At 41.6% G+C, this 12,779-nt stretch carries 11 protein-coding genes; 1 reads left to right on the plus strand and 10 read right to left on the minus strand.

Annotation, left to right across the window (positions count from 1 at the left end; genetic code table 11):
* The first annotated feature begins 207 nt into the window (after positions 1-207).
* Positions 208-2,067, plus strand: a complete 1,860-nt coding sequence (locus J8L98_RS05805; protein ID WP_210995694.1) for a sodium:proton antiporter — start codon at positions 208-210, stop codon at positions 2,065-2,067.
* 47 nt (positions 2,068-2,114) lie between these two features.
* Here J8L98_RS05805 and J8L98_RS05810 read toward each other — a convergent pair whose 3' ends face one another.
* From J8L98_RS05810 to tsaE, 10 genes are all read right to left on the minus strand, one after another.
* Complete coding sequence (locus J8L98_RS05810) at positions 2,115-2,729, minus strand: tetratricopeptide repeat protein (protein WP_210995695.1); 615 nt, start codon at positions 2,727-2,729, stop codon at positions 2,115-2,117.
* 115 nt (positions 2,730-2,844) lie between these two features.
* A complete protein-coding gene (locus J8L98_RS05815) occupies positions 2,845-4,161 on the minus strand; it encodes an adenylosuccinate synthase (RefSeq protein ID WP_210995696.1) in 1,317 nt (438 codons plus the stop codon).
* 171 nt (positions 4,162-4,332) lie between these two features.
* Positions 4,333-5,211 (minus strand): protease modulator HflC, encoded by an 879-nt coding sequence (hflC, locus tag J8L98_RS05820; RefSeq protein WP_192508808.1) that lies wholly within the window; start codon positions 5,209-5,211, stop codon positions 4,333-4,335.
* A gap of 5 nt (positions 5,212-5,216) precedes the next feature.
* Positions 5,217-6,383, minus strand: coding sequence for an FtsH protease activity modulator HflK (gene hflK, locus J8L98_RS05825; RefSeq protein ID WP_192508809.1), 1,167 nt, complete (start codon positions 6,381-6,383; stop codon positions 5,217-5,219).
* Between the two features lie 103 nt (positions 6,384-6,486).
* The gene (hflX, locus tag J8L98_RS05830) at positions 6,487-7,773 is read right to left on the minus strand and encodes a ribosome rescue GTPase HflX (RefSeq protein ID WP_192508810.1); all 1,287 of its coding nucleotides are present in this window, start codon (positions 7,771-7,773) and stop codon (positions 6,487-6,489) included.
* Between the two features lie 18 nt (positions 7,774-7,791).
* Positions 7,792-8,058 (minus strand): RNA chaperone Hfq, encoded by a 267-nt coding sequence (gene hfq, locus J8L98_RS05835; protein WP_192508811.1) that lies wholly within the window; start codon positions 8,056-8,058, stop codon positions 7,792-7,794.
* A 76-nt stretch (positions 8,059-8,134) separates the two neighbouring features.
* Positions 8,135-9,052 (minus strand): tRNA (adenosine(37)-N6)-dimethylallyltransferase MiaA, encoded by a 918-nt coding sequence (gene miaA, locus J8L98_RS05840; protein WP_210995697.1) that lies wholly within the window; start codon positions 9,050-9,052, stop codon positions 8,135-8,137.
* A complete protein-coding gene (mutL, locus tag J8L98_RS05845; protein WP_210995698.1) occupies positions 9,045-10,964 on the minus strand; it encodes a DNA mismatch repair endonuclease MutL in 1,920 nt (639 codons plus the stop codon). The genes miaA and mutL overlap by 8 nt, the downstream gene beginning before the upstream one ends.
* Positions 10,965-10,967: 3 nt before the next feature.
* Positions 10,968-12,314 (minus strand): N-acetylmuramoyl-L-alanine amidase, encoded by a 1,347-nt coding sequence (locus J8L98_RS05850; RefSeq protein ID WP_210995699.1) that lies wholly within the window; start codon positions 12,312-12,314, stop codon positions 10,968-10,970.
* 1 nt (position 12,315) lies between these two features.
* Complete coding sequence (gene tsaE / locus J8L98_RS05855; protein WP_210995700.1) at positions 12,316-12,777, minus strand: tRNA (adenosine(37)-N6)-threonylcarbamoyltransferase complex ATPase subunit type 1 TsaE; 462 nt, start codon at positions 12,775-12,777, stop codon at positions 12,316-12,318.
* Between the last annotated feature and the right edge of the window lie 2 nt (positions 12,778-12,779).

The following is a 12,779-nucleotide window of genomic DNA, read 5'->3' on the forward strand; positions in this document are numbered from 1 at the left end:
CTTTATCTTGCATCTGAGTTGAATATACATTCAACACCATTTTCATTTGAATTTTCATTACTAAGTGTGAGTAAAAGGTCTATTGTTAAAGGGAGGAATCTATTCAAAAAAACAATATCAAATTGTTTCCTATTCACTTAACTATGCTATAACCGCTAGTAAGTTTGATGATTAATTTTGCTGAAGTTAAAGTCAGCTGGAGAAGATATGTCAGCTATTTATATTGCTGGAATCGCATTATGTTCTGTTTTTGCGCAGTGGCTTGCATGGGTATTTAAAGTCCCAGCCATACTTTTTCTGTTACTTGTCGGCTTATTACTTGGTCCAATTTCTGGCCAACTGAGCCCCGACGACTTGCTTGGCGATTTACTGTTTCCAATTGTCTCTTTATCCGTTGCCGTTATTCTCTTCGAAGGCGCATTAACTTTACATTTTAGAGAGCTAAAAGGCATAGGGAAAATAGTGCGGAACCTTTGCTCTATCGGCATGCTTGCTACGTTTATAATAATCGCACTCAGTGGTTACTTTATACTAAATTTAGACTGGCGTGTAGCAGGTGTGTTAGGTGCAGTACTCGTAGTGACCGGGCCCACGGTTATAGCGCCAATGCTCAATGCAATGCGCCCAACTCAAGATATTGACCGAGTCCTTCGTTGGGAAGGCATTGTGATCGACCCTATTGGCGCGCTATTTGCCGTATTAGTATTTGAAGCGGTTAGCTTTGTGGGTAAAGGAGAAGTGTTAAGTCATACATTGATTGCACTATTTACCACATTAGGCGTTGGTTTAAGCGTTGGAATAGTGAGCGGCTGGCTAACAAGTTTACTTATTAGGCGGGAGTGGCTGCCTTATGAGTTACACAAATTTGGGATCTTGGCCCTCGTACTTTTTAGCTTCTCGCTATCAAATTTTCTTAGCCATGAATCTGGATTACTCGCAGTCACCGTATTTGGGATCTGGCTTGCTAATCAAGATGACTTAGAAATCGACTCTGTATTAGAATTTAAAGAAGATCTATCGATGATCTTAATCTCTAGTTTATTTATTTTGCTTGCCGCACGACTTCAGATCAGCGACCTTATGCTGTTAGATATCAATATTTTTATATTTTTAGCCATTGTGCTATTTATCGCACGTCCAATCTGTATTGCAATTTCAACATTTAATAGTGACTTACCATTCAAATCTCGCCTGCTGCTTTCGTGGATTGCCCCCAGAGGCATTGTTGCTGCTGCGGTCGGATCTGTTTTTGCCCTAAGCATGCACGAATCCGGTATCGCTGATGCGAATAAAATCGTACCATTGATCTTTACGGTGATTATTGTCACGGTTGTTTTACAAAGCCTCACCGCGACCCCTTTGGCTAAATTACTTGGCGTGCGACAGCCTAGCCCTAATACTTTACTCATCATTGGGGCTAATCACGTTGCAAGAGCCATAGCATGTGGTCTTAAGGATCAAAACATTGAAGTGCACCTATCAGACCCTGCTTGGGAAAACTGTAAAATGGCAAGAATGGATGGACTACCGTGTTATTACGGCAACCCACAGTCAGAACATGCTGAAAGATACTTACCTCTCACTAAACTAAAATCTGTAATCGCACTTTCACCTAACAGACACCACAATGCGCTAGGAGTGCAATACTTTTCACATCTATTAAATGAGCAAAGCGTATTTTCATTGCGCTCATCAACTAACCACGCTAAAGCAAATAAAGACAGTGCGACTTTTTTATCTCGGCAAATATTATTTGGTGAACAAGGAAATTATGCGCGACTAAGTAGCCTCATTGCGAAAGGAGGTAAAGTAAGTGCCACCCGATTGTCTGAAGAGTTCACTTGGGATCAATACCTCGAGGTTAATAAAGAAGCAATCCCTCTATTTATAATTTCAGAGCGAAATAAAGAAGATGATCCTCTGATGATCAGACCTTTTATTATGGATATGAAAAAAGCCCCCGAAGAAGGAGAGAAGATTGTGGCGATGCAACCTCCAAAAATGACCATATTAAAAGAGCCAAGCATCAATAAGGAGACGAATGAACAAGCCAGTATCGAAAGCTAAAATATGACAGAAGACATCTCATAATAGTTAGATGTTTCTGAGCTTAATCACATTGGTAATCGAGCTCGGCGTACGACACTCTGTGGCATTTTCTGTGCAAGCTGACTCAACGCCCGCTCAATTTTCTTGTGCTGGGCTTTATCTGCTACAGCAGAATGAAACAACCAACGGTAAGCATCTTCATAGTCTCTTGGGCTACCATGCCCTTGATTAAATAGCCCGACTAAACGCAATTGCGCTTTTAAATTACCCTGTGCAGCGGCTTCTCGTAAATAGGTAATCGCCATTGCCTTGTCTGCTTGAACTAACTGACCCACATCATAGTACCGACCCAGTTGCTCTAACGCAGATGCTAAACCTTGCTCAGCTGCGCTACGCATGTAATATAAGCCAAGCTCCACGTCTCTATCAACACACACTGCATATGCCAGCATATCGCCATACAAGAACTGATATGAAGGCAACGCCATTGTCTCAGCCCTTGCTTCGATATCTTGCACTAATTGGCATTCATCGCTTTTTACCCGCTGTAAATGCTGATTGTTCTTTATGAGTTCGATTAACTCGGCTTGTGTATATAAGGGCACCGCTTCAATCGGTTCTTGCGCGGCATACACTTGCCAACAGAGTAAAAAGCTCAGACTACACCACTTTTTCAACATAAGTACCTTGACGTCAATAACCACATACTCAAATATTTATACAAAGACTATACCAACAATCAAATTTTAGGTATAAAAAAAGCTGCAAAAGCAGCTTTTTTTTATTTGGTGAAGCTTATTCGCCAAATGGGTTGCGTAAAACCATGGTTTCTACGCGATCTGGGCCAGTTGAAATAATATCAATTGGCACACCAGTAATTTCTTCTAAACGCTTAACATAGTTAACAGCGGCTTCTGGAAGCTGTTCAACTGACGTTGCACCGAATGTATTCTCAGTCCAACCTGGCATTTCTTCATAAACTGGCGTTACTTTGTCATAACCTTCAGCAGCCAATGGTGTGATATTTGTTACCGTACCATCTTCTAGCTGATAACCAGTACAAATCTTAATTGTTTCTAAGCCATCTAATACATCAAGCTTGGTTAAACAAAAACCGGTAATGCTATTGATTTGAATTGCACGACGCATCGCAACAGCATCAAACCAACCAGTGCGACGTAAACGACCCGTCGTTGCACCAAATTCATGACCTTTATCACCTAAATGCTTGCCTACAGGGTCTTGCTTATCTAAACCATCATATAGTTCAGTTGGGAAAGGACCAGAACCGACACGCGTGGTATATGCTTTTACAATACCAAGTACGTAATTTAAGTTTAACGGACCAAAACCAGCGCCTGTAGCAACGCCACCAGCGGTGGTATTTGAAGACGTTACATATGGGTACGTACCATGATCGATATCTAGTAATGTACCTTGTGCACCCTCGAATAAGATGTGTTCGCCCGCAGCACGCTTTTGATCAAGTAATTCTGTTACATCAACAACCATTGCTTTTAGGATTTCAGCAACAGCCATTGCATCATCATATGTCTTTTGGAAGTCTACTGCGTCAACTTTATAGTAATTAACAAGGGCAAAGTTATGGTACTCAAGAACTTCTTTCAATTTCGAAGCGAATAGCTCTGGGTTGAATAAGTCACCAACACGTAATCCACGACGGGCAACTTTATCTTCGTATGCTGGACCGATACCACGACCAGTTGTACCAATGGCTTTCTCACCACGCGCTAATTCACGTGCTTGGTCTAAAGCTACATGGTAAGGCAAAATAAGAGGGCAAGCTTCACTGATCAACAAACGCTCACGTACTGGTACGCCACGCTCTTCTAGCATGCCAATTTCTCTCATTAACGCATCTGGCGCTAAAACTACACCGTTACCGATAACGCACTGTACATTGTCACGTAACACACCTGACGGGATCAGGTGTAAAACGGTTTTTTCACCGTTTATGACCAATGTATGGCCTGCATTGTGGCCACCTTGATAGCGTACAACAAGAGAAGCCTTATCTGTAAGTAAGTCAACAACCTTACCTTTACCTTCGTCACCCCATTGGGTGCCTAATACAACGACGTTTTTACCCATTGCAAAATCACTTAGAAAAAATTAGGCGCAGATTTTACCAGAAAACCATGGTCAAGATCACCTTGTTTAGATTATTTTTTCTTCTTTCAATTTTATATATGCAAAACTCATTGAATTAAAAACAAAAAAAGCTCTGAAAAAATCAGAGCTTTTTATTCAGGTCAGTTTGTACTACTGCACATTTGGCCCTTTTAAGTAATTAAAGAAATCACTTTTTGGTGATAACACCATCACATCATTTTTATTTCTAAAGGTATTTTTATACGCCTCTAAAGAACGGACAAAACCAAAAAATTCAGGATCTTTGTTGTACGCATCCGCATAAATTTTAGCGGCTGTGGCATCACCTTCACCACGTACACCTCGTGCATTTCGCTCTGCGTCAGCCAGCATAACCGTCACTCGGCGATCAACCTCAGCACGAATCGTCTCCGCTTTCTCTTGACCTTCAGAGCGGTGCTCTTTTGCCACCGCAGTACGCTCTGCGCGCATACGTTGATAAATAGAGTTGCTCACTTCATTAGGTAAGTTAATTTGCTTAACGCGTACATCTAACACTTCGATACCCAGCTCTTGCGCACTTTCAGACGCTTGCACCAATGCTTCAGCCATTAGCTCACTTCGCTCACCTGAAACAATTTCACGAATTGTACGAGAACCAAAATTGGTTCTTAAGCCATTATTTACTTTTTGCTTAAGGAGGGTTTCTGCATACTGCTTATCCCCTCTAGCACGCAAGTAAAATGAGCTAAAGTCATTAACACGCCACTTAACGAACGAGTCAACGATCAAATCTTTTTTCTCACTGGTTACAAACCGATCTGGCGCACCATCAAGTGTCTGTATACGCGCATCTAAACGACGAACTTGGCTAAAGAATGGGACTTTCAAATGTAACCCTGGCCCATAAACTACCGCTGTATCATCACTGTCTTTTTGTACTTTACTAAACAACAAAACAATGGCTCGCTGTCCCTCAGTCACCACAAATACAGATGAAAAAGACATGATCACCGCTAATAGTAATAGCACAACACTAAAGTTCTTCATTGCGATTACCTCCCATTGTTGAATCTGTCTTGTGTATAGCGATCATTACTGCTATTCACGGTGCTGTTACGAGATTGACCCAAGGTCTTGCGAAGTTGATTAATATCATTCTGACTTGGTAAGGTCATTGGATTAGTGCCCGTTGATTGATTCATAATTTTATCTAGTGGTAAATACATCATGTTGTTACCCCCATCAACGTCAACCAACACCTTAGTGCTATTTCCTAAAACTTCTTCCATTGCATCAATATACAAACGCTGGCGTGTTACGTCTTTCGCTGCAATATATTCAGGTAACAGCTTTTCAAAGCGAGCAACCTCACCCTGAGCTTCTAGAGTAATACGTTCTCTATAACCTTCAGCTTCTTGCGTCATACGTGTAACACGACCACGTGCACTTGGTTCGATCTCACGTGCGTACGCCTCCGCTTCGCGAATAAAACGTTCTTCATCTTCTTGTGCTGCGATTGCATCATCAAAAGCATCTTTCACTTCTGATGGTGGACGCGAGTCTTTAAAGTTCACATCTGTGACTAAGATACCCAAGTTATAGGGCTCAATGATTTTGTTTAGCTCATCCCAGGTGCGTTGACGAACCAATTCACGACCCGTTGTTAATACTTGATCCATCCGTGAATGACCAACAACATAACGAAGCGCACTGTCTAATGATTGCTGTAAACTGTGGTCCGCGTCCGTTACACTAAATTTATATAATGTTGGATCCATCACTCGATATTGCACTTCAAACTCAACGCTCACAACATTTTCATCTTCTGTAAGCATAAAGCCGGATGCTGATAATGAACGTACCGCTTCAATATTAATCGGTATAACACGTTCAATAAATGTCATTTTCCAACGTAAACCAGGTTCAGCAATACGATCAAATTTGCCAAATTGTAACACTATGCCACGTTCAGCTTCTTTAACGGTGTACATTCCACTCAACGCCCAAACAAGCGCTGCAATAAATAAAACAAAAATAATCCCTGCACCACCAATGCCACCATTGCCGCCGCCACCGGATTTGCCACCGAATAGACCACCAAATTTATTGCTGAACTTACGGAATACTTCATCTAGGTCAGGTGGGCCCTGATCTCGTCCACCACGGTTTTTCCATGGGTCGTTATCATTGCCATTATTACCCGGTTCATTCCAGGCCATAGCTATACTCCATTGTAATTAAAATGAATTAAGATAAATCTAACAAATATAGAACGCATCTCATACAAAAATGCGTGCAAAACTGTAATTTAATGTGAAAATTTTATTTTATGATAAAATTTTCTATCTCTGAGCCTTGCTCTTTCTTGAGCTTTTCCCAGTCGACATGGGGTACTCTCACATCGATTAACCAATTTCCATGCTCATCGAAGCTCTCTTTTTGTACCGCACTGAGATTAAACAGTGCGCCACGTAGACGCCCAAAACTCGCTGGAATACATAAACTTTCTGAGAAGATCTTCTTTGCAAGTAATTCTGAAATTGCTTGCGAAAGTAGCTCAACACCAGCACCGCTGTGTGCTGATAACCATACCCGAATCGGCATGCCTTCATCATTTCGATCGATTCGAGGCCTTACATCATCCAACAAATCTATCTTGTTATATATTAATAACTGCGGGATTTCATCTGCTTCAATCTCTGTTAAAACAGATTGTACCTCTTCTATATTCTCTTTTCTTCTACTATCCGCCGCATCAATCACATGAATTTGTAAATCAGCTTCTCTCGTCTCAGTTAGTGTTGCCTTAAACGCTGCAACTAAGTCATGTGGTAAATGTCGAATAAAGCCAACGGTATCAGCTAATATCACCGACCCTATGTCGTCTATATGTAGCTTTCTGAGTGTCGGATCAAGTGTTGCAAACAATTGATCCGCCGCGTAAACATCAGCATCAGTGATATGATTAAACAAAGTCGATTTACCTGCATTGGTATAGCCTACCAAAGAGACTGTCGGCACTTCATTTCTCGTACGCGCTCTGCGCCCCTGCTCTCGAACAGTCGCAACTTTATCTAAGCGTTTACGGATACTTTTAATCCGTTCGCGTAATAATCTACGGTCCGTTTCCAGCTGAGTTTCTCCTGGCCCTCGTAAACCAATACCACCTTTTTGGCGCTCTAAGTGAGTCCACCCTCGAATTAATCGCGTTGATACATGACGTAGTTGAGCTAACTCAACTTGCAATTTACCTTCGTGCGTTCTGGCACGCTGGGCGAAAATATCTAAAATCAGCGTCGTTCTATCTAACACTCGACACTGGCAGATACGTTCTAAATTTCGTTCTTGCGAAGGGCTGAGTTGGTGATTAAATATGATGACGTCTGCATTGTGGATTTTGACAGTTTCAGCTATTTCTTCTGCTTTACCCGTACCGACGAATAGTTTGGCATGTGGTGATTGACGGCTGCCTTGCACAACCGTCAAACTACTAACACCAGCAGAAGATACCAACATTTCCAATTCATGAAGATCTTCACGATCTCCTTCATTAGGAAATTCGATATGTACTAAAACTGCCTGTTCGCCGGCTTCATAACGGTCAAACAAGCATTACGCTCCTAGTTTTTATTGATAGCTACCTTCATCGCCTTGCTCAGCAATTTCATTGCCTTGCGCACTTTGAAAATTAACCGCGCGCGCTGGCACAACGGTAGAAATAGCGTGCTTATAAACCATTTGGTTTACTGTATTTTCAAGCAAAATTACAAACTGGTCAAACGATTGAATTTTACCCTGTAATTTAATGCCGTTAACTAAAAAAATTGAAACAGGAATGCGCTCACGACGTAAGACATTCAAAAATGGGTCTTGTAACGATTGGCCTTTTGCCATTTTCTTTTCCTTCGTTCTAGGTGTTATTATAATTTCGCTGTCATCAAATCGGAACAGATTGATTTAACAACTACTATTAGCTTAGCGAAGTTAGTACGCGTTGCAAGTTTTCTTGATCATCAGTCTCTAACCAATTCACATTTGGCCAACTTCTTAACCAAGTTAGTTGGCGCTTCGCAAGTTGTCTGGTTGCCGCAATCCCTTTGAATACCATTTCGTCATGATCGCAGTTTCCCGCTAAATGCTCCCACATCTGTCGATAGCCAACACAGCGTATCGATGGTAAATCTGGGTGTAAGTCTCCACGCTGATATAAGGTCAAAACTTCATTTTTAAACCCCTGATCTAACATTATATTAAATCTTTTTTCTATTCGCTCGTGCAATACTTTACGATCATGTGGTGCAATCGCAAATTGGTGAAATTGATACGGCAATGTAGGCTGTTTTTGCTTCTGTAAAACGGTCATCGTTTGCCCAGTTAACCTATACACTTCTAATGCACGATTAATACGCTGAGAATCATTTTCACTGATTTTTGCTGCTGCATCAGGATCAATATTGGTTAATTCTTGATGTAAAGCAGCCCATCCATGCGTTTTTGCTTGCGCTTCTAGCTGTCTACGTACTGCGGTATCAGCCTCTGGCAATGGTGATAAGCCTTCAATTAATCCCTTAAAATACATCATAGTACCACCAACTAAGATAGGTACTTTTCCTTGCTTATGCAACATATCGATTTTTTCAATCGCATCACGACGAAAATCGGCCACAGAATAACTTTCGAGTGGATCTAACATATCAATCAGGTGATGTGGCGCAAGAGATAATTCGTCAGCGTTAGGTTTAGCGGTGCCAATATTCATACCCTTATAAACCAAAGCTGAATCAACACTTATCACTTGTGTATCTAAATGTTGGCATAGTGCTATGGCCAACGCCGTTTTTCCAGCGGCGGTCGGGCCCATTAGTGTTACAACCGGTAAATTACTCACTCTCAGACCTTTGCTGTAATAACGTCAAAAATATACTGGGATCTATTTTAACTGTTTTTTCCTGAATACGCGCCAAACATTCGGTATTTTTTTCTACTGCGGGTTGAATCTTTGCAAAATGCTCCGATTCAAAATAGCGTGTGGGAGTATGGCTATTGAGCCATTCAAGCCACTGCTCTAATGACTCAGAGCCTGCTGTACAGCCAATCAATAGCTCCGTCATAAATGTTGCGACATCAATACTGTATAAGCTCATTGGCATTTTTTTTATCATTGCATATTGCTCAAACAATGAAATTTCAAACCCCAATAAGGTTAACCATGAACTTTGGTTATGCAACTTTGCAAGGTCCGCTTTTTCCAAGTTAACTCTAACGGGTAATAACAACGCTTTCCCCAACAATGCAGCATCCTGCTCAATGACTTTTTGCCAGTAAATCGTCAAAGCATGTTCAAAGTGCGAAATACAGATATCGCTACCTTGCTTAATTAACACCGCACCATTGGGCATACTCAACCAAGAAATTGACTTAACGGAACTTACCGTTGGCTCCGCTACCTCAACGACATTATCAAAATAGCTGGCCTGTTGATGAGATAACCCCTGATAAAGCTGATTTGCATTATATTTCCGAGCGTTATGCTGTGGTTGCGTAGAATGAGCGACATAACCCGCCTCATCACTTTTTCCGCTTGCTCCTCGTTCACGACCAGAACGACAACTACCTTCTGAGCCCTTTTGGCGCATACTCATGTCTGTAGAATTGTGATTCCCCACTAGATCAGCGTAATCGCCATTTGTTTCATTAACGCTTTGTAGTGAACTACGATATGCTTGGTGCTGTTCATCCTCTTGATGCTGCGTTTGCATAGCGTAAGATTCATCAGCCAATCCAACCTGTTCGCCTTCCAAAGATCCAACTTGGTCAGCGGGCAATACAACTTGCTTAATCGCTTGCACAATAAAGTCATGCACTAATCTCGCCTGATGAAAACGTACTTCATGTTTGGCCGGATGTACGTTGACATCCACCTGTCGTGGATCAATATCAACATAAATAACAAACCCCGGCAAAGCCAGCTCACCAACCACCTCTTCAAAAGCTTGTCGAATAGCATGCAGTATCAGTTTGTCGCGCATCATACGCCCATTTACATAGCTGTATTGCGTGGTATTACTACTGCCGACAGGCATAACCCAACCATGAAGTTTTAAGCCATCTGAACCTGACTCAATAAATGATGCACACTGTTCAAACTCTTTCCCTGCAACTTGCGCCACCCGTTTAACACCTTGTGCGATCTCTCTAGCACGGTATTGCCGCACAACCTTTTGGTTATGGGTCAACGTCAATGAAATATCAAATCGACTCAGAGCTATCCGCTTGAGTAACTCATCAATGTGGCTAAACTCTGTTTTTTCTGTTCGTAAAAATTTACGACGAGCTGGCGTATTAAAGAAAAGGTCTTTCACTTCAATGGTCGTCCCTGCGGGGTGAGCCGTGGGTTGGATTTTAACCGCCATATCTCGGCCTTCAGCAAATGCTTGCCACGCCGTTTCTTGTTCCTGTGGTTTAGAGCTTAATGTCAGCCGTGAAACCGAACTAATCGATGCAAGCGCTTCTCCGCGAAAACCCAGCGATGATATACACTCTAAGTCATCAAGGCTTTTTAGCTTACTGGTTGCGTGTCGCGATAACGCTAATGTTAGCTCATCCTTATAGATCCCTTGACCATTATCTCGAATTCGAATGAGCTTATGACCACCTCGTTCAATATCAATATGAATTTTGGTCGCGCCAGCATCTATACTATTTTCAACCAGCTCTTTAACCACTGACGCTGGACGCTCAACAACCTCACCGGCGGCTATTTGGTTCGCTAAACGGGCTGGAAGGATTTCTATACTCATACTCTACGCTTTTGGGATAGTCAGAATTTGGCCAATGTATAAGGTATTTTTCTTCAAACGGTTGTGTTTTTTCAAGGCCGTCACGGTGGTGCCATAACGACTCGCCAACACACTCAAAGATTCTCCTCTTTTCACTTTATGCTTAACCGGTGTATTATTTTTTAAACTTGCAAATAAGGAATTATCTGGCGGGTTTCGTTTGTAGTAATTACGAATAGAAACAAATATAGCGCTAGCAAGCTTTTGTTGATGCTCTGCCGTATTCAACTTCCGCTCTTCTCGCGGATTAGAAATAAAACCAGTCTCGACCAAAATAGAAGGTATATCTGGTGATTTTAGTACACCAAAGTTAGCAGCTTGTGGCTTCTTTTTATGTAATTTAGAAACGCTTCTTAACTCTTTTACAACTTCATCAGCCACTTGAAATGCTGTTTTCATAGAATGATCCATCGACATATCTAACAAAGCTTTTGCCAAATATTTCTCATTAGCAGTGTCTTTAATTAGCCCAGCAGCACCTCCCAATAATTGGGAATGCTTTTCTTTATCTTCTAACCACTTACCAATTTCAGAATTCGCGCGTCGTAATGACAAAACCCATACAGAAGTACCGTTAGGGCCAGGACTCGAAAATGCGTCTGCATGTACCGAGACAAAGAAGTCAGCGCGTTTTTCTCTTGCTCGTGCCGTTCGGGTATTTAACTTTAAATAGTAATCCCCGGTACGAATTAAACGCGCTTTCATTCCTGGCTCTTTATCAACTAATCGGGCAATCCTTTTGGCAATTTGTAATGTTACATTTTTTTCATACGTGCCCGAGGGCCCTATCGAACCAGGATCTTCCCCACCATGTCCTGCATCAATCGCAATGACAATATCTCTGTCAGCAACGCGGGTACGTTTCTTTGCGTTGATTTTATCAGCACTGCGTGAAGTTGTATTTGTTGAATATAAATCGACAACTAATCTATTTTTATAAGGTCCTGTCGGTGCCAACGCAAAAATCACAGGCTTAACCGCACCACTTAGTTCAAACACCACTCGCGTACTGTTCTTTTTCTTTGGCTTACTGTAGCGTAATTTACTAATTAGTTTATGTTTTTTTGGTACAGCCGGTAAATACTTTGCCTGCTGCGTACTTTGCAAATCAACGACTAAGCGCAACGGGTTTTTCAGCATAAAATAACTAAAGTCAGGCTTAGACGACATGTCGAAAACCACTCGGGTACTATCTGGAGAGGGCCATACACGAACGCCTTCCATTTTATTTTTAGCTAACACTACCGCACTGTTGATAAAACACAGTAATAAAGCACATAGCACTACAATATGATGTACAAAGCGTCTCATTTTATTCCAAATTACTGATAATATTTTTACCGCGCTCACTCTGTGCTGTAATTGTCACGCAGCGCTGTTGATCTTGATATTTCATCTCTATATTTAAATCTGGGGTTGGAATAAAGCCGACCCCTTTTTCAGGCCATTCAATAATACAAATTGCACTTTCAGCAAAATAATCTCGAATCCCCATATATTCCAACTCTTCTGGATCACCCAGTCGATATAGATCAAAATGATATACTGAGACATCTTTGAGCTCATAGGGTTCAACCAACGTATATGTTGGGCTTTTCACTTTACCTGTGTGACCTAAGCCCTGAACGATACCTCGACTTAATGTGGTTTTCCCTGCACCTAAGTCACCATGGAGGAACAATACAGCCCCTTTATTTATTACTTGAGACAAGCATTGTCCCATTTTAACCGTTGCCGCTTCATCAACTAAATGCAGGCAAAAAACATCATTCATGT

Origin of the sequence: Pseudoalteromonas sp. MMG013 (genome assembly GCF_018100885.1) — a bacterium.
In the GTDB taxonomy this organism is placed as follows: domain Bacteria; phylum Pseudomonadota; class Gammaproteobacteria; order Enterobacterales; family Alteromonadaceae; genus Pseudoalteromonas; species Pseudoalteromonas aurantia.

Bases quoted from the DNA above. Each gene is read 5' to 3' on its own strand.
- J8L98_RS05815 (WP_210995696.1), bottom strand. From the start codon at position 4,161: ATGGGTAAAAACGTCGTTGTATTAGGCACCCAATGGGGTGACGAAGGT.
- hflC (WP_192508808.1), bottom strand. From the start codon at position 5,211: ATGAAGAACTTTAGTGTTGTGCTATTACTATTAGCGGTGATCATGTCT.
- hfq (WP_192508811.1), bottom strand. From the start codon at position 8,058: ATGGCAAAAGGCCAATCGTTACAAGACCCATTTTTGAATGTCTTACGT.
- J8L98_RS05850 (WP_210995699.1), bottom strand. From the start codon at position 12,314: ATGAGACGCTTTGTACATCATATTGTAGTGCTATGTGCTTTATTACTG.
- J8L98_RS05805 (WP_210995694.1), top strand. From the start codon at position 208: ATGTCAGCTATTTATATTGCTGGAATCGCATTATGTTCTGTTTTTGCG.
- tsaE (WP_210995700.1), bottom strand. From the start codon at position 12,777: ATGAATGATGTTTTTTGCCTGCATTTAGTTGATGAAGCGGCAACGGTT.
- hflK (WP_192508809.1), bottom strand. From the start codon at position 6,383: ATGGCCTGGAATGAACCGGGTAATAATGGCAATGATAACGACCCATGG.
- J8L98_RS05810 (WP_210995695.1), bottom strand. From the start codon at position 2,729: ATGTTGAAAAAGTGGTGTAGTCTGAGCTTTTTACTCTGTTGGCAAGTG.
- mutL (WP_210995698.1), bottom strand. From the start codon at position 10,964: ATGAGTATAGAAATCCTTCCAGCCCGTTTAGCGAACCAAATAGCCGCC.